The 17341-nt window shown below is 64.3% G+C and carries 17 protein-coding genes and 2 pseudogenes; 11 read left to right on the top strand and 8 right to left on the bottom strand.

Translation table 11 applies throughout. The features are described 5' to 3' along the window. Positions 1 to 23: 23 nt before the first annotated feature. From TSA1_RS10575 to TSA1_RS10605, 7 genes are all read left to right on the top strand, one after another. A complete protein-coding gene (locus TSA1_RS10575; protein ID WP_100176299.1) occupies positions 24 to 992 on the top strand; it encodes a small ribosomal subunit Rsm22 family protein in 969 nt (322 codons plus the stop codon). Beyond that, complete coding sequence (locus TSA1_RS10580) at positions 949 to 1464, top strand: hypothetical protein (RefSeq protein ID WP_245448198.1); 516 nt, start codon at positions 949 to 951, stop codon at positions 1462 to 1464. Before TSA1_RS10575 ends, TSA1_RS10580 begins: the two co-directional genes overlap by 44 nt. Positions 1465 to 1639: 175 nt before the next feature. Then, positions 1640 to 2200 (top strand): LemA family protein, encoded by a 561-nt coding sequence (locus tag TSA1_RS10585; protein WP_100176301.1) that lies wholly within the window; start codon positions 1640 to 1642, stop codon positions 2198 to 2200. Between the two features lie 142 nt (positions 2201 to 2342). Then, on the top strand, positions 2343 to 3605 hold the full coding sequence (locus TSA1_RS10590; RefSeq protein ID WP_100176302.1) for a M48 family metallopeptidase: 1263 nt from the start codon (positions 2343 to 2345) through the stop codon (positions 3603 to 3605). A gap of 207 nt (positions 3606 to 3812) precedes the next feature. Then, positions 3813 to 4565, top strand: coding sequence for a P-loop NTPase family protein (locus TSA1_RS10595; protein WP_100176303.1), 753 nt, complete (start codon positions 3813 to 3815; stop codon positions 4563 to 4565). Between the two features lie 60 nt (positions 4566 to 4625). After that, positions 4626 to 5294, top strand: coding sequence for a hypothetical protein (locus TSA1_RS10600; RefSeq protein ID WP_100176304.1), 669 nt, complete (start codon positions 4626 to 4628; stop codon positions 5292 to 5294). Positions 5295 to 5379: 85 nt separating this feature from the next. Next, positions 5380 to 5712 (top strand): GIY-YIG nuclease family protein, encoded by a 333-nt coding sequence (locus TSA1_RS10605; RefSeq protein ID WP_100176305.1) that lies wholly within the window; start codon positions 5380 to 5382, stop codon positions 5710 to 5712. Between the two features lie 16 nt (positions 5713 to 5728). Here the strand turns inward: TSA1_RS10605 and TSA1_RS10610 are convergent, their stop codons facing one another. The 6 genes from TSA1_RS10610 to petA form a co-directional block, all read right to left on the bottom strand. Continuing rightward, positions 5729 to 6268 (bottom strand): adenine phosphoribosyltransferase, encoded by a 540-nt coding sequence (locus tag TSA1_RS10610; RefSeq protein ID WP_063196579.1) that lies wholly within the window; start codon positions 6266 to 6268, stop codon positions 5729 to 5731. Positions 6269 to 6277: 9 nt separating this feature from the next. Beyond that, positions 6278 to 8443, bottom strand: a complete 2166-nt coding sequence (locus tag TSA1_RS10615; RefSeq protein ID WP_100176306.1) for an anthranilate synthase component I — start codon at positions 8441 to 8443, stop codon at positions 6278 to 6280. A gap of 263 nt (positions 8444 to 8706) precedes the next feature. Further along, positions 8707 to 9321 carry a hypothetical protein gene (locus tag TSA1_RS10620; RefSeq protein WP_245448200.1) on the bottom strand — a complete coding sequence of 205 codons (615 nt, stop codon included), beginning with the start codon at positions 9319 to 9321 and terminating at the stop codon, positions 8707 to 8709. A gap of 31 nt (positions 9322 to 9352) precedes the next feature. Then, the gene (locus TSA1_RS10625; protein ID WP_100176307.1) at positions 9353 to 10027 is read right to left on the bottom strand and encodes a dienelactone hydrolase family protein; all 675 of its coding nucleotides are present in this window, start codon (positions 10025 to 10027) and stop codon (positions 9353 to 9355) included. Between the two features lie 240 nt (positions 10028 to 10267). Further along, positions 10268 to 12331, bottom strand: coding sequence for a cytochrome b/c1 (gene fbcH, locus TSA1_RS10630; RefSeq protein WP_100176308.1), 2064 nt, complete (start codon positions 12329 to 12331; stop codon positions 10268 to 10270). A gap of 62 nt (positions 12332 to 12393) precedes the next feature. Beyond that, on the bottom strand, positions 12394 to 12924 hold the full coding sequence (petA, locus tag TSA1_RS10635; RefSeq protein ID WP_100176309.1) for a ubiquinol-cytochrome c reductase iron-sulfur subunit: 531 nt from the start codon (positions 12922 to 12924) through the stop codon (positions 12394 to 12396). 276 nt (positions 12925 to 13200) lie between these two features. On the opposite strand from petA, the gene TSA1_RS10640 reads away from it, so the two are divergent. From TSA1_RS10640 to TSA1_RS10655, 4 genes and pseudogenes are all read left to right on the top strand, one after another. After that, positions 13201 to 13659 (top strand): tRNA (cytidine(34)-2'-O)-methyltransferase, encoded by a 459-nt coding sequence (locus TSA1_RS10640; protein ID WP_100176310.1) that lies wholly within the window; start codon positions 13201 to 13203, stop codon positions 13657 to 13659. A gap of 33 nt (positions 13660 to 13692) precedes the next feature. Then, positions 13693 to 14325, top strand: coding sequence for a 7-carboxy-7-deazaguanine synthase (gene queE, locus TSA1_RS10645; protein ID WP_100176311.1), 633 nt, complete (start codon positions 13693 to 13695; stop codon positions 14323 to 14325). Between the two features lie 110 nt (positions 14326 to 14435). After that, positions 14436 to 15233: pseudogene (hemF, locus tag TSA1_RS10650) on the top strand (oxygen-dependent coproporphyrinogen oxidase); the annotation flags it as partial. After that, positions 15224 to 15982 (top strand): HAD family hydrolase, encoded by a 759-nt coding sequence (locus tag TSA1_RS10655; RefSeq protein WP_100176312.1) that lies wholly within the window; start codon positions 15224 to 15226, stop codon positions 15980 to 15982. The pseudogene hemF and the gene TSA1_RS10655, both read left to right, overlap by 10 nt. A gap of 262 nt (positions 15983 to 16244) precedes the next feature. Here the strand turns inward: TSA1_RS10655 and TSA1_RS10660 are convergent. Further along, a pseudogene (locus TSA1_RS10660) lies at positions 16245 to 16576 on the bottom strand (cupin domain-containing protein). Between the two features lie 72 nt (positions 16577 to 16648). After that, positions 16649 to 17227 (bottom strand): SIS domain-containing protein, encoded by a 579-nt coding sequence (locus TSA1_RS10665; protein WP_210421891.1) that lies wholly within the window; start codon positions 17225 to 17227, stop codon positions 16649 to 16651. Between the last annotated feature and the right edge of the window lie 114 nt (positions 17228 to 17341).

The raw sequence follows: 17341 nt of genomic DNA on the forward strand, positions 1-17341 counted from the left end.
CCCCGGGATGACGGTGGGCAAAGATGATCTCCCCCACCCTCCCCGCCGAACTGAAAGCAGCCCTCGACGGCAAGCTGCAGGGCTTCTCCCGCACCGACGCGGCGCAGCGCTCGCAAAAAATCTCGACGGCTTACCGCGCGGGCGGCACCTCCGGCACGATCAAGTCCGAGGCTGATGCGCTCGCCTATGCGCTGGCGCGCATGCCGGCGACCTACGCGGCGGTAGCCGCGAGCCTGAACGCGCTGGCGGAGATCGCGCCAAGCCTCGCCCCGGAAACGCTGCTCGACGTCGGCGCAGGGCCGGGCACCGCGAGCTGGGCGGCGGCGGAGGCGTTCCCCTCGCTACAGGATTTTACCCTGCTCGACGCCAACGCCACGCTGAGCCGGCTAGCACTCGAACTGGCACGCGACAGCACCCGCCTTGCGGAGTGCCGCTACCTGCCCGGCGATGCCGGCGGCAACCTCGCTGAAGTCTCGCAGGCCGATCTCGTGATCGCCAGCTACATCATCGGCGAGCTCGCTGAAGCCGATCAGCGCAAGCTCGCCGACGCGATGTGGGCGAAAGCGCGCCACGCGCTGGTCGTGATCGAGCCCGGCACGCCCGCCGGCTACGCCCGCATCCTCGCGCTGCGCCAGCAATTGATCGAAGCCGGCGCCTTGGTCGCGGCCCCCTGCCCGCACGAAAGACCGTGCCCGCTAACAGCGCCCGACTGGTGCCATTTCTCCCAGCGCCTGCCGCGCTCGCAGGCGCACCGCCAGATCAAGGGCGCCGAGGTACCATTCGAGGACGAGCGCTTCATCTATGTCGCGCTGACCCGCACGCCGCCGACAACGCGCGCCGCGCGCGTGCTGGCGCCGCCGGATGTCGGCAAGGGCGAGACCACGGCCAAGCTTTGCACCGAGGACGGTGTCGAAGTCGCCAAAGTCCCGCGACGTGATAAGGAAGCTTATGCAGAAGCAAGGCGATGGCGCTGGGGTGCAACCGCGAATTGAGGTAGAATCGTCTTTGGCAAGAGGCACCTCAGCAGTCCTGATCTTTGAGAAGAAGCAGCCGACGTTTATCGTGCTTGTTCCGTACCTCTTTGTCATTGTGGCCGTGTGTACAGCCAGCTTGAATCAGATCGGCGACAGCCTGCCAATGCTGCTGCTGTTGGCGTTGTTCTGGATCGCATATAAGCGAACGACTGCTCAAATCGACCTTCGCGCGCGCAGGCTGAAGATCTTCCGCCGTTTAATCGGGCCATGGATCAAAACGGTCGTCGATTGTCCGCTCGACCAGTGCCGCGCACTTGGTCGGATCGAATATGAGAGCGACGGCCATGTCTCGTATGGCGTCTATGTCGAGCTGGTGACCGGAAGACGGCATGACATTCCGATCCAGGAAAGTACGATCCAGGAAGCTGGCAGCGTCGCGGCCCGGCTCTCCGAAGCGACCGGGATACCAAAGCTCGATACCAAGTTCTGAGGCACCCATCCGACCCGGCCGTCCTGTCCGAAAGTTAACGCTCGTTCACGCTTTTGCCTTGAACGCGGATGGCGCCCGATCCGACCAAGTCTTACCTTTCCTCTGCGCCGGGGCTCTCGTCCTGCGCCAATCTGGTCTAACCTAGCCCGCCTTCTTCCCCCTTCAGGAGTTCTCCATGTCGACCGGCTGGATCGTTCTCGGCGTCATCGTCGTCCTCGCATTCCTGGCGTTCAGCGCCTACAACCGCCTGGTGGCGCTCAGCCAGCGCGTCGGCCAGGCCTTTGCCGATATCGACGTGCAGCTCAAGCAGCGTCACGACCTCGTTCCGAACCTCGTCGAGACCGTGAAGGGTTATGCCTCGCATGAGCGCGGCACGCTCGACGACGTCATCAAGGCGCGCAATTCGGCAATGTCGGCACAGGGTCCGGCGCAGGTGTCCGCGGCCGAGAACCAGCTGTCCGGCGCGCTCGGCCGGCTGATCGCGCTGTCGGAGGCCTATCCCGACCTCAAGGCCAATGCCAATTTCCAGCAGCTCGCATCCGAGCTCTCCGACCTCGAGAACAAGATCGCGGCGAGCCGCCGCTTCTTCAACAACGCGGTCCAGGAATACAACACCGGCATCCAGCAGCTGCCTGCGGCCCTGTTCGCCGGCATGTTCGGCTTCACCAAAAAGGACTTCTTCGATCTCGGCGCGAGCCGTACCGAGGTCGAGGCTGCGCCGCAGGTGAAGTTCTGATCTGAGCTTGCACAACAGATGCTGTCATTCCGGGGCGATGCGCAGCATCGAACCCGGAATCTCATCGAGATCACCAATCTCTGGATTCCGGGTTCGGGCCTCCGGCCCGCCCCGGAATGACGGTGATTAAACGGAAGCAGCCATGGCCGCGTATGGTCTCTACACGCACATCGCCTCGAACAAGTTTCGTTCGATGCTGCTGCTCGCCGGCCTGTTCGCACTGGTCTACGTGCTGGTCTATGCCGGCGCGCTGGTCGCCGAGGTCGTCATCAACGGCAACGGCACGGTCGCCTATTACCTGAGCCATGCCTTCCAGGACCTGAAGGTCGCCGCGCCCGTTGCGACGGTCGTGGCGGCGGTCTGGATCGTGATCGCCTATTTCTTCCACCAGTCGATGATCGACGCGGTGACCGGCGGCCACGACGTCACGAGGAAGGAGGAGCCGCGGCTCTACAACCTGCTGGAAAACCTCTGCATCTCGCGCGGCATCACCATGCCGAAGCTGAAGATCATGGAGAGCCCGGCGCTGAACGCGTTCGCGACCGGCCTCAATCCCCGGCAATATTCCATCACCGTCACCACGGGTCTCCTCGATGCGCTCAACGACAAGGAGATCGAGGCGGTACTCGGCCACGAGCTGACCCACATCAAGAACGGCGACGTGCAGCTGATGGTGGTCGCCGTCATCATCGCCGGCGTGGTCGGCTTCTTCGGCGAATTGTTCTTCCGCCTGTTCACGAATTTCAGTTGGAGCTCCGGCTCCGGCGGCTCGTGGTCCTCGGGCTCCTCCTCGTCGTCGCGGTCGTCCTCGTCGTCGAGCGACAGCAAGAATTCCGGCGGCGGCGCGGTGATCGTAATCATCATCGCGATCGTACTGATCGTGGTGGCCTGGCTGCTGTCCCAGGTGGTCAAGCTCGCTTTGTCCCGCTCGCGCGAATATCTCGCTGACGCCGGCTCCGTGGAGCTGACGAAAGATCCTGACGCCATGATCTCGGCGCTGCGCAAGATCGAGAATCGCGGCGAGCTGCCCGGCGCGACCTCGGCCGTGATGGAGCTCTGCGTCGACAATCCCCGCGAGGGCTTTGCCGACCTGTTCGCCACCCACCCCTCGGTGCAGTCCCGGGTCGACGCGCTGGTCAAGTTTGCCGGCGGCCATGATCCGGGTCCGCTGCCGCCGACTGAGGAAGCGGACGAGCCCGAGGCCCAAGCCGACCAGCAGGACGGCCCACCGCCGCTACGTCACGGCCCCTGGGACGATGCCAGCGGCCCGGCCACTCCGCCGCCGGTACCCGGCCCCTCCGGAACCGCGGACAGCAATCCAGTGGGCAATCCCCCAGGAAATCCCACAGGAAATCCCATTGGCAATCCCATGGGCAATCCGATGGGTCCTTGGGGCCGCCATTGAGCGCGCGATGTCCCGCCAATCGCGGCCGGTTTTGCCGCGATTGGGAAAAACTTCGGGAATTGCCGTATCGACATGTCGAGGAATTGAATTCTCCCTTGTTTCTGCCATGTTCGCGCCCAACAGCAGACTCGGGACGTCCTTTGGGACATCGATTTGGGGCCCGGCCGATTGCGACCTCGCGATCGGAGGGCGCGTTAGGGGACAGCAATGGCAAAGCCGGCAGTGGTTGTGGTGGGCGCGGACAAGGGCGGGGTCGGCAAGACCACGGTATCGCGCACCCTGCTCGATTATTTCTCAGCCAACAACGTGCCGACGCGCGCCTTCGACACCGAGTCGCCGCGCGGAACCCTGAAGCGTTTCCACCCTGATATCACCGAGATCGTCGACATGACGACGACGGCCGACCAGATGAAGATCTTCGATACGCTCAACGCGACAAGCCCGTCGGTGACCGTGATCGACGTCCGCGCGGGCCTGCTCTCGCCTGCGCTCGCCTCGCTGCGCGACATCGGCTTCCTCGACGCCGCCAAGGCCGGCCAGATCACCTTCGCGGTGTTCCACATCCTCGGCCCCTCGATCGCCTCGCTGGACGAGATCGCCGAGACCGCGGGCTTCATGACCGGTGCGAAATATTTCCTGGTGAAGAACTTCATCAACGACACCCAGTTCTTCCAGTGGGACCAGGCGACCTACAATTCCTATTTCCACCGCATCAAGGACGCCACCGAGCTGACCATCCCCAAGCTCAACGAAATGGCCTATGAGCAGGTCGAAGTCTCCTCCGTCCCGTTCCTGAAATTCGTCGCCAACAAGGGCATCAACGACGAGGCCGCCAATTACTCCTTCGTGCTGCGCGGCTATGTCCGGCACTGGCTGGCCAATGTCTGGAGCGAGTTCGACCGCATCCGGCTGACCGACATCGTCGGCTCGAAGCCGGTCACCCGCAACAGCGAAAAATAGTTGCGCAAGCCGGGCTGATACGGCTGGATTGGTCGCGAAGTTCGACTGATATGGCTGTCGATGCCCGCAACGCCCGTCTACATCATCTGCTCGCCCCGCCCGCAGGTCGGCAAGACCCTGCTGGCGCGGCTTCTGAGCGAATTCCTGCTGCTCAAGAACGGCAATGTCGCGGCCTTCGACGTCAATCTGAAGGAGCCGTCGCTGCTCGACTATCTGCCCGGGGTCACCGAGACCGCCGACGTGATCGACACCTTCGGCAAGATGCAGCTGATGGACCGCGTCATCGTCGACGACGGGGTTGCCAAGGTGATCGACCTCGGCTTCCACGCCTTCGACGAGTTCTTCAAGATGACCGACGAGATCGGCCTGTTGAAGGAGGCCGCGCGCCGCCATGTCGCGCCCCAGATCCTGTTCATCGCCGATACCGACCGCGTCTCGGCGCGCGCCCATGAGATGCTGCGCGGACAGATCCCCCGCATGAACCTGATCACGGTGGACAACGAATATGTCGTGCGCGGCGAGCTGCCGGCCGCGATGGCCGGCGGCCGGCTGTTCCGCCTGCCCGCGCTACCCGGCTTCCTGAAGACCTATGTCGACCGCCTGAACTTCTCCTTCACCCGCTATCTGCGCCAGGAGAAGGACTCGTCCACCGAGCTGCACCAATGGACCCGACGGAATTACCTCGCCTTCCGCGAGCTCGAGCTCAGCTTGATCCTGCAGCGATCCTGATTATTTTATCCGGGTAATATTGACTGGCCGCGGACCCGCCGTTATTGAGCGTGCGCAACGGCGTCCCGCGGCAAGGTCCAATCAAATGAGCATCGACAGGAAAGCAGCAATCTCCGCCTACAAGGACCGCAAGACCATTGCGGGCATCTACGTCGTGCGCTGCGCGGCGTCTGGGCAGGCCTGGGTCGGCCAGGCGCCGAACCTGGAGACCATCCAGAACCGCATCTGGTTCTCGCTGCGCCAGGGCGCCCACACCTGCCGCAGCCTTCAGGCGGCCTGGAACGCGCATGGCGAGGCCGGCCTGAGCTTTGGCGAATGCGAACGGCTGGAGGACGAGGAGAGCGCCTATGTCAGGAACGCGCTCCTGAAGGAGCGTCTGCTGCATTGGCGGGACGAGCTGAAGGCCGAGGCGATCTAACCGCCGCCGCGGCGGCTCAGTGCCCTTCGAACGTCATCAGCGTGCGCACCGGCACGTCCATGGCACGCAGCTTGGCGGCGCCGCCGAGCTCGGGCAGGTCGATGATGAAGCAGGCGGCGACCACGTTGGCGCCGATCTGGCGCAGCAGCTTCACCGCACCTTCCGCGGTGCCGCCGGTGGCGATGAGGTCGTCGACCAGGATGACGCGCTCGCCGGGCGCGATCGCGTCGACATGCATCTCCATCTCGTCGATGCCGTATTCGAGCGAGTAGGCGATGCGCACGGTGGTGTGCGGCAGCTTGCCCTTCTTGCGGATCGGCACGAAGCCGGCCGAGAGCTGGTGCGCCACCGCGCCGCCGATGATGAAGCCCCTCGCCTCCATGCCTGCGACCTTGTCGATCTTGTTGCCGGCCCAGGGATTGACGAGCTCGTCGACCGCGCGGCGAAACGCGCGCGCGTCTGCAAGCAAGGTCGTGATGTCGCGGAACATGATCCCCGGCTTGGGATAATCGGGGATGGTGCGGACGCTCGCCTTGATGTCGTGGTCAAAGGTCATTGGTACCTCTCAATCGACACGCGCATCCAGCCGGAACGCGTTTTCAACAATTCGCAATCCCACCTCGTTGCCGAGCGACATCAGCGATTCCGGGTGGAATTGCACGCCGGCAACAGGCAGGGTCTTGTGCTCCAGCGCCATGGCGACGCCGTCCTCGGTGCTGGCGGTGACGGATAGAACCGCCGGCATGCTGTCGCGCTCGACGAAGAGCGAGTGATAGCGGCCGATGACGATCTCGTTCGGCAGGTTGCGCATCAAGCGCCCGCCGCGCACCTGCACCCGCGAGGGGCGGCCGTGCGCGGGATGGGTGAGCTGGCCGAGCTCACCGCCAAAATATTCGCCGATCGCCTGCACGCCGAGGCAGACGCCGAACACCGGCAGCTTCTTCTCCAGCGCCGCGTCGATCGTCGTCTTGATTCCGAAATCTTCGGGCCTGCCTGGTCCGGGCGACAGCACGAGCAAATCCCATGTCCTCTGCTTGAGCATGGCGAGCGCATGCACATAGCGGACCACGGTGACCTCGGCGCCGACCTGACGGAAATAGTCGGCGAGCATGTGCACGAAGCTGTCGTCATGGTCGATCAGCAGCACGCGTTTGCCGCTGCCGGTCGCGTCCGGCGCGAAGGTCGACAGCGGCTTCGGCGGATCGCCGCGCAGCGCCTGGAACAGGGCTGCGGCCTTGACCTGGCACTCGCGATCTTCCGCGGCCGGATCGGAATCGAACAGACAGGTGGCGCCGACGCGCACTTCAGCAAGGCCATCCTTCATGCGGATGGTGCGGATGGTGAGGCCGGTGTTGATGCTGCCGTCGAAGTTCACCGCGCCGATCGCGCCGGCATACCAGCGTCGCGGCGAGCGCTCGTGATCCTCGACGAACTGCATCGCCCAGAGCTTTGGCGCGCCGGTGACGGTGACTGCCCAGGCATGGGTGAGGAAGGCATCGAGCGCGTCGAAGCCGGGACGCAGCATGCCTTCGACGTGGTCGACGGTGTGAAACAGTTTTGAGTAGGTCTCGATCTGCCGCCGCGCCAGCACCTTGATGGTACCGGGCACGCAGACGCGCGCCTTGTCGTTGCGGTCGACGTCGGTGCACATGTTGAGCTCGAACTCGTCCTTCTCAGAGTTCAGGAGCTGGCGGATCTGCTCGGCATCGCCGATCGCATCGGTGCCGCGCGCGATCGTGCCCGAGATCGGGCAGGTCTCGACCCGGCGACCGTCGGAGCGCACGAACATCTCCGGCGAAGCCGAGACGAGGAATTCGCCCTCGCCGAGATTCATCAGCGCGCCATAGGGCGATGGGTTGATGACGCAGAGGCGCTGGAACACTTCGGCCGGCGAGCGGTCGCAAGGCTCGGCGAACAGCTGGCCGGGCACCGCCTCGAACAGATCGCCGCGGGCGAAGGCCGCGCGCGCGGTCTCGACCGTCGCCTGATATTCGCCGGGCGCGTGATCGGCAAAGCCCTGGCGCGGCGTCTTCAGATACGGGCTCTCGGCGGTCTCGCGCGGCAGGCCAGCGGTGGACTTGCCCTTCCAGGCAAAGTCGTACGAGAGCACCACGCCGCGGCCGGTGGCGCGGTCATAGGCCAGCAGGCGATCAGGCACGTACAGCACGATGTCGCGCTGGTCCTGCTCGCGCGGGCGCTTCTGCACGAGGTCCTCGATCTGGAAGACGAGGTCGTAGGCGAAGGCGCCGAACAGGCCGAGCAGCCCGTCGTCATTGGCGGAGAAGGCGGCGATGATGTCGCGCACCAGCGACATCACGCTGGCGCGCCGCGTGCGCTGATCCTCCTCGACCGGCGCATCGCCGCGGACGATGTGGCCGGCAAGCCTGGTCGTCGTCTTCTCGGAGATCACGACACAGGGCTCGCGCAGGACATCGCCGAGGAAGGCGATCAGCACCTCTCCACGTTCGTTCAGTGCTTCGAGCTTGAAGTTGACGCCTGATGTCTCGAGCTTGAGCGGCGGATCTGAGAAACCGAGGTCAAAACTCTCGTAGCGGCCGGGCACGGTCGTGCCCGAGGACAACACCACGCCGCGGCGACGGTCGAGCAGGTTGATCAGGTCGTCGAGCCTGTTGGCGCCGCCGGTGAACTGCTCCGCGACGCGCGTAATCGCCAGACCCGCGCGGGTCGCGTAGTCGCTTCTGGCCGGGAGGGCAAAGACTGTCCTGTTCATGTGGTCCTCTTACGAAACTTGCCGAGGGAACGCCACACAGGACAAACGAGAAGGCCGCCGCACTGTGCAGGCGACCTCAGACGATTTGGGAAAGGAAAATCGCACCGGCCACCTCTTTAGGAGGTGCGCCACCAAAGACGGGCTGGGCGGGCTACGATGCTCATGGGGCGGATACTCACCATGGCGCGGGGGCGGCGTCAAGGTGAGAAAACCCGCTCCTCGCGGCCGGGACGCACAGCGTCCGGCTGCCGCCCCTGCCTGGTTCAAGGCTCCTCGGCCTGCGGCTCCCAGCCGAACCTGTTCTTCTTCCGATCCCATTTGAGGACGGAATAGCCGTCACATTCCATGCATCCCCAGAGGACGAGCTTGCCGCCCTTGCCCTTCGAGAGAGCGGCGAACTGGCGGTTCGTGCGTACGGCGTCGACAAAGCGGATCCTCGGCTTCTCGCCGTCGGGCTGATCGAGGACCAGCATGAACCTGCCCTTTTGACCCGCACATTCCTGAAACACGCCGACCACGGCGATCTGCTTCGTGGCGCCGCCGTCGAAGCGCCCCTCGATGGCAAAGGACATGCCGGCGCCCTTCATCGCGTCGGCGCCGTTCTCGAACATCAGCTCTTTGGGGATCAGGTCCTTGCGGAATTCAGTCGCCTTGCACCAGCTCTTGCGGATCTGGCTTGCGGGGATGCCGCGAACCTCCGTCGTGAACGGTTGGAAGTCCGCGATGACCCACCAGGCCTCGGTCTTGAGATTACCGTTCAGCGTGACGAAGGCTTGTTGTCCCGGCGCCTGAGCTGCCGTCAGCAGCAGGGCGCCAAGGACGATCACCGGTCGGACGATCGAGCCGAGCACGCGGCGCGTGAGAGACGATGTCGACATTCGCTCGCTGCCCCTGGTCGATTGTCCCGTCTCAACCCAGATGCTTCCTGAAAAACTCCGTCGCCCGGCCCCAGGCGAGCTCGGCGGCTTCGCGGTCGTGCACGGCCTGGCGCTGCTCGTTGACGAAGGCGTGCTCGGCGTCATAGCGGAACAGCTCCAGCGACTTGCCGGCGGCCTTCATGGCCGTCTCGAAGCCGCCCACCAGCTCCGGCGTGCACCAATCGTCCTTGTTGGCGAAATGGGCCTGAAGCGGGATCTTGACGTCGGCTGGCTTGGCCGCCTGCTCCGGGGGGATGCCGTAGAACACGACGCCGGCCGCGAGCTCCGGGATCTTGGTCGCGCCGATGATGGTGACGGCGCCGCCGAGGCAGAAGCCTGTCAGCCCGACCTTGGCACCGTTGCGCGACAGATATTGCGCGGCGCCGCGCACGGTCTGCGTGGTGGCGTCCATGAAGTCGAGCGAGTTCATCTCCTTGTTGGCGCTGTCCGTGTCGTGATACGGCACCACCTTGCCCTTGTAGAGATCGGGCGCCAGCGCATCGAAGCCGGCCAGCGCAAAGCGGTCGCACAGGCCCTTGATCTGGTCCGACAGCCCCCACCATTCCTGGATCACGACGACGCCCGGTGCGTTGCCGCGCGCGGCATTGGCGAGATAGCCCGAGGCGTCCTTGCCGTCCGGACGCTTGAAGGTGATGGCGGTTCCCATGGTGTCCTCCGATGAGTTTCTGGGGAGCGGTTGGTGGTATCTTCGCCGGTGCGGGCACGCGGCGCAATCCACACTGTCGTCATTCCGGGGCGCGCGATAGCGCGAACCCGGAATCCATCGGGCGGCAGAGTCGGTCGCTGAATGGATTCCGGGCTCGATGCTGCGCATCGCCCCGGAATGACGGCGACAAAAAAGCCCCCTTGCGGGGGCTTTTCCATTTCTAGTCTCGGCAAGCGCCGCTCAGTGCGAGTCGGCCCAGACCTTCTTCTTGGTGAAGTACATCAGCCCCGCGAACAGGATCAGGAACACGAAGACCTGGAAGCCGAGGCGCTTGCGCGCTTCCATGTGCGGCTCGGCGGTCCACATCAGGAACGTGGTGACGTCCTTGGCGTACTGCGCGACCGTGGTCGGCGAGCCGTCGTCATAGGTCACCTGCCCGTCGCTGAGCGGCTTCGGCATCTTGATGGCGTGGCCCGGGAAGTACTTGTTGTAGTACGAGCCTTCCGGGATCGTGACGCCCTCGGGGACGTGATCGTCAAAACCCTGAAGCACGGCCGAGACGTAATCCGGGCCCTGCTCCTGGTACTGGGTGAAGAAGTCGAAGATGAACCAGGGGAAGCCGCGGCCGTAGGAGCGCGCCTTGGTGATCAGCGACAGGTCGGGCGGCGCCGCACCGCCGTTCGCCGCGCGAGCGGCCTGCTCGTTCGGGAATGGCGAGGGGAAATAGTCCGCCGGCCGGCCGGGACGCTCGAACATGTCACCCGCATCGTTCGGGCCGTCCTTGACCTTGTACTCGGAGGCGAACGCTGCCGCCTGGGCCACGGAATAGCCGGGTCCGCCGGCTTCGGCGAGGTTGCGGAAGGCGATGTAGGACAGGCCGTGGCAGCTGGCGCAGACCTCTTTGTACACCTTCAGGCCGCGCTGGAGCGCGCCGCGATCGTACTTGCCGAACGGGCCCGAGAACGACCATTTGTTCCCCGGCGGCTTGTCGCTGCCTTCGGAGGCGCGGGCATCCTGCATGCTGCCGAGGAACAGCGCGCCGGCGGCGACGAGCATGACCGCAACGGAAGCAACAGCCTTGCCGCCCTTGGCGAGAATCGCCTCCGAGATCGAGTTCGGCACCGGCCGCGGCCTCTCGATCCGCGCGAGCAGCGGCAGCACGATCAGGAAGTAGGCGAAGTAGCAGACCGTCAGGACGCGGCCGGCGATCACGTAGATGCCTTCCGGCGGCTGCGCGCCGAGATAGCCGAGCAGGATGCAGACCACGACGAAGATCCAGAAGAACTGCTTGGCCAGCGGGCGGTACTTCGACGACCTCGTCTTCGCGGCGTCGAGCCAGGGCAGGAAGCACAGGATGATGATCGCCGAGAACATCCCGATGACGCCTGCGAGCTTGTTCGGGATCGAGCGCAGGATCGCGTAGAACGGCAGGTAATACCATTCCGGCACGATGTGCGGCGGCGTCACGCCCGGGTTCGCCGGAATGTAGTTGTCGGCGTCGCCGAGATAGTTCGGCATGTAGAAGATGAACCAGGCGTAGAGCAGCAGGAAGCAGGCAACGCCGAAGCCATCCTTGATGGTCGCGTGCGGCGTGAACGGCACCGTGTCCTTTTCCGTCTTCGGCTCGACGCCGTCAGGATTGTTCTGGCCGGCGACGTGCAGCGCCCAGACGTGGAGCACGACGACCCCCGCGATCAGGAACGGCAGCAGATAGTGCAGCGAGAAGAAGCGGTTCAGCGTCGGGTTGCCGACCGAATAGCCGCCCCAGAGCAGCGTCACGATGCTCTCGCCGAAATAGGGAATGGCGGAGAACAGATTGGTGATGACGGTGGCGCCCCAGAAGCTCATCTGGCCCCAGGGGAGCACGTAGCCCATGAAGCCGGTCGCCATCATCAGGAGGTAGATGATGACGCCGAGGATCCACAGCACCTCGCGCGGCTCCTTGTAGGAGCCGTAATAGAGGCCGCGCAGCATGTGGACGTAGACCGCGAAGAAGAACATCGACGCGCCGCAGGCGTGCATGTTGCGCAGCAGCCAGCCGTAGTTCACGTCACGGACGATCAGCTCGACCGACTTGAAGGCGAGGTCGGCATGCGGCGTGTAGTGCATCGCCAGGATCACGCCGGTCAGGATCTGCATCCCCAGCATGAAGGAGAGGATGGCGCCGAAGGTCCACCAATAATTCAGGTTACGCGGGGTGGGATAAACGACGAAGGAAGAGTGCATGAGGCCGAGGATCGGCAGGCGCCGCTCGAGCCATTGCAGGGCCGGATTGCTCGGCTGGTAGTCGGATGGTCCGCTCATGATGCGATCCTGAGGAAATAATACGACGAGACGGCGCGAAGCTTCGGATGAAGGTCCGAGGCTCAGCCGATCTGGATTTTGGTGTCGGAAACGAACTGGTACGGCGGCACAGGCAGGTTCGCGGGCGCGGGCCCCTGGCGGATGCGGCCGGACGAATCGTACTGCGAACCATGGCAGGGGCAGAAGAACCCGTCGTAATTGCCTTCATGGGCGATCGGGATGCAGCCGAGATGGGTGCAGATGCCGATCACGACCAGCCATTGCTCGTGGCCGGACTTGACCCGGGCCTCGTCGGTCTCAGGATCGGGCAGGCTCGCCACGTTGACGGCGCGCGCCTCGTCGATCTGCTTCTTGGTGCGGTGGCTGATGTAGATCGGCTTGCCGCGCCAGAACACCTTGATGTCCTGGCCTTCGGCGACCGGGCTGAGATCGACCTCGATCGGCGCACCGGCGGCGATGGTCGAGGCGTCAGGATTCATTTGGGAGATGAAGGGCCAGAGCGCAGCTGCGCCCCCTACTGCTGCAGCTGCCCCGGTTGCAACGAATAAGAAATCACGGCGTGTCGGATGGTCCGCCGAAGACGCTGTCGTCACGATTCCAACCCTTTCTTCTTATGCCACCGGTGGAACCGCTCCAGGAGCCCCCAAGGTCCCCGGAACAGTCTGCCGGCGCCCGCGGCCCCCCGCGGCGGCAGAACTTCGCTCATTCGCCTCTAAACAGGCGAAACAGCAGTCCAGAATCGTTCTATTGGCACCCTTGCCCGGCGAGCGCAAGCCCGCTATCGGCGCGGGAGCGTGCCATGCACGAATTCCCGGGCAGGCGATGTTTTATTGAGACATTTCCGCCCAGCAACCAACCCGCCGGCCTCGATGCAGATAGCGCTTTTCCAGCCCGACATCCCTCAGAACACCGGCACGATTCTCAGGCTCTGCGCCTGCCTGGGATTGGCCGCCCATATCATCGAACCGGCAGGGTTCCCGGTCTCCGACCGCGCGTTCCGCCGGGCGGGAATGGATTACCTCGACCATGTCAGCATCGTCAGGCATGACTCCTGGCTGAAATTCGAGGAGTGGCGCACAGGCCATGGCTACCGCCTGCTGCTGTTCACCACCAAGGCCGCCACCGACTATCGCGATTTCCGTTACCAGACGTCGGACATCCTGCTATTCGGGCGCGAGAGCGCCGGCGTCACCGACGCGGTGGTCGAGGCCGCGGATGCGCGGCTGGTGATCCCGATCAAGGCCGGGCTGCGGTCGCTCAATGTCGCCATGTCGGCGGCGATGGCCGCGGGCGAGGCGCTGCGGCAGACCCGGAACCCGCACGTTTGACAGGTTCAAGGCTGACAGGTTGAGGAGAGACCATTGAGTTACGCGGTCAAGGAGATCTTCCTGACCCTGCAAGGCGAAGGCGCCCATGCCGGGCGCGCCTCCGTGTTCTGCCGCTTTGCCGGCTGCAACCTCTGGAGCGGGCGCGAGGCCGACCGCCTCGAGGCCACCTGCAAGTTCTGCGACACGGATTTCGTCGGGACCGACGGCACCCTCGGCGGCCGCTACGGCTCCGCCGCGGAGCTCGCCGACACCATCGCCGCACAGTGGACGGCCTCGGACGCCAACCGCTACGTGGTGCTCACCGGCGGCGAGCCGCTGCTCCAGGTTGACACTGCGCTGATCGAGGCGCTCCACGACCGCGGCTTCGAGATCGGCGTCGAGACCAACGGCACCATTGCCGCGCCCGAGGGGCTCGACTGGATCTGTGTCAGCCCCAAGGGCGGCAGCGAGCTGGTGCTGCGTCAGGGCCACGAGCTGAAGCTGGTGTATCCGCAGGCCCTCGCCGCGCCCGAGACGTTCGAGAACCTCGCCTTCGAGCGCTTCTCACTGCAGCCGATGGACGGCCCCGGGGTGATCGAGAATACCGCGCGCGCGATCGACTATTGTCTGCGCCATCCGCAATGGCGGCTCAGCGTGCAGACGCATAAATCGCTCGGCATCAGATAGGACGCGACCCTCGAATGCAGATGGACATGTCGATGATCGAAGACCGCAAGGCCCGCGCCCGCACCTGGTTCGAGGCCTTGCGCGACGACATCTGCGCGAGCTTCGAGAAGCTCGAGGACGACGCCCCGCAGAGTCTCTATCCCGGCGAGGCCGGCCGCTTCAAGCGCACGCCCTGGCAGCGCACTGATCATACCGGCGCGCCCGGCGGCGGCGGGGTGATGTCGATGATGCACGGCCGGCTGTTCGAGAAGGTCGGCGTGCATTGCTCGACCGTGCACGGCGAGTTCGCGCCCGAATTTCGGGCCCAGATTCCCGGTGCCGCGGACGATCCGAAATTCTGGGCCTCGGGCATCTCGCTGATCGCGCATATGCGCAATCCGAACGTGCCCGCCGTGCACATGAACACCCGCTTCGTCGTCACCACCAAAGCCTGGTTCGGCGGCGGCGCCGACCTCACGCCGGTGCTCGACCGACGGCGCACGCAGGAGGATGCCGACAGCATCGCCTTCCACGCCGCGATGAAGGAGGCCTGCACCGGTCCGAACGGCGTTGCCGACTACGACAAGTACAAGAAGTGGTGCGACGAGTATTTCTACCTGCCGCACCGGAAAGAGGCGCGCGGCATCGGCGGCATCTTCTACGACTGGCACGACAGTGGCGACTGGGAGGCCGATCTCGCCTTCACCAAGGACGTCGGCCGCGCCTTCCTGAAGATCTATCCCGAGATCGTCAGGCGCAATTTCGCCAGCCCCTGGACCGCGGCCGACCGCGAGGAGCAGTTGATCCGGCGCGGGCGCTACGTCGAGTTCAACCTGCTCTATGATCGCGGCACCATCTTCGGGCTCAAGACCGGCGGCAATGTCGATTCGATCCTGTCGTCGATGCCGCCCGAGGTGAAATGGCCGTGACGACGATGAAGCCCGCCCCGAAGCCCCTCCCCCGCGCCATGCTGATCGACATGGACGACACCATCCTGTCGGCCTATGGCCGGCCCGAGATCGCCTGGAACACGATCGCGAAGGAATTCGCCGACGAGCTTGCGCCGCTACCGCCCGAGCTGGTCGCAACGACAGTCCTCGCTTTCGCGCGAAACTTCTGGGCGAACGCGGAAGCTGCATGGCGGATGAGGCTTGCCGAGGCGCGGCACCTCACGGTCAAGGGCGGCTTTGCCGCGCTCGCCGCCGCCGGCCATCGCGCCCTGCCGGACGATCTCGCCATCCGCCTCGCCGACCGCTTCACCGCCTATCGCGAGGAGGAGATGTTCGTCTTCCCAGGCGCGCATGAAGCGATCGACCAGTTGAAGGCACTCGGCATCAAGCTGGCGCTGGTCACCAACGGCGCCGCCGACATGCAGCGCGCCAAGGTCGAGCGCTTCAAGCTGGCGCATCGCTTCCACCACATCCAGATCGAAGGCGAGCACGGCTTCGGCAAGCCCGAGGAGCGCGCCTATCTGCATGCGATGGAGGCGCTCGGCGTCACGCCTGCGGACACCTGGATGATCGGCGACAATCTGGAATGGGAAGTCGTGACGCCGCAGCGCCTCGGCATCTACTCGATCTGGATCGACGTGCATGGCGAGGGCCTGCCGGAAGGCTCGACGATCAAGCCCGACCGCATCATCCGCTCGCTGACCGAGCTGGTGCCGGGCCGGTCCTGAGCAGGGTCCAAAACAAAAAACGCGAAAACAACCCCATGCACAGTAGACGGCCCCAGCAGAATCAAGGGCTTGCTGATTTTACGAAACGGGCTTCGATCCGTCGGGCAAAACGGGGGTATGATGTCATCGTCGAAAGCCGCGATGGACGGATTTTTGCCTGAGCCATAGCCAGCCGCTCACGGCTCGGCCTGCGCGATTTCCGGCAGCCCGCCTGGCGTGCGTCGACGGCCTCACCGCGGCACTGATGGCGGGCGCCGGTTGATCAGACGAGGATACGAGGCGCCGCGGCGGCTCTGTCGCCGGAATTCGGTGTCCCGGTCGGTTCCCACGGGCCACCGGCCGGTGCTCGACGCCCTTCGGCACGACAAAAACGTCGCCGGGGTTGAGGGTGACCGTGCGGTCCCGCAGCTCGATGTCGAGCGTCCCGCTGAGCACGAGAAAGAAGTCGTCCGTGTCCTCGTGCTTGTGCCAATGAAACGGCCCCTCGAGCTTGGCCACCATGATGTCGTTGTCGTTATAGGTCGCCACCGTGCGCGGGGAGAAGCGATCGGTGAACGTTGCGAGCTTCTCGGCGAGATTTGCGGATGCTTTCATCGCGTTTCCCTCGGGTGAAGACTTCCAGCTCATATGGTGACGGACTCGGCAGCGACCTTATCTCATGCTGTGCTACAGCAGTTCGCCTCGTGCGGCGCGACCTAAATAGCCGGCATGATGCCGAAGGCCATAATCCATCTTCGTTATCCCCTTGACCTCCATAACAGCCATTGCAATCGCATCACTGATCGCCAGCATGACTGCTATGGTCGACGTCGGGGTGAGCCCGATCGGACAAGCACTTTCCTGTATCGGCCCCATATTGAGAATAATCGAGCATAACTTCCGCAACGAGGAGTCAGGATGAGAGGTGATTCCGATCGTGTTGTTCACTCCTATGCTTGTGGCCAATTCGAGAAGTTCAAGAACCTCTCTTGATTTTCCGCTTGTCGAGAACGCGACCAGTACGTCTCTCGGCTCAACTATGCCCAAATCGCCATGCGCGGCGTCCGCCGCGTGAAGGAAGACAGCAGGGGTTCCCGTCGAGCAAAGAGTCGCAGCGAACTTGTTGGCGATATGTCCGGCTTTTCCAATTCCCGTCGTAACGATCTTTCCCCTGGCAACTACAATCGCATTTGCCGCCTTTTCGAATCCATCATCGATAATGACCGATTGAATTGCCTTCGCCTCGGCATTGATGACTGCAGTCATTCTATCCCTAACGTTCACGGACTTCCTCCTCACCTTGTTCTTCTTGTTGGCTTGCCAGGCCGGCCGACTTACACAGATCCGCCTGATCACTTCCTCGCGTATGAATGCTTCCAG

This window comes from Bradyrhizobium nitroreducens, from assembly GCF_002776695.1.
In the GTDB taxonomy this organism is placed as follows: domain Bacteria; phylum Pseudomonadota; class Alphaproteobacteria; order Rhizobiales; family Xanthobacteraceae; genus Bradyrhizobium; species Bradyrhizobium nitroreducens.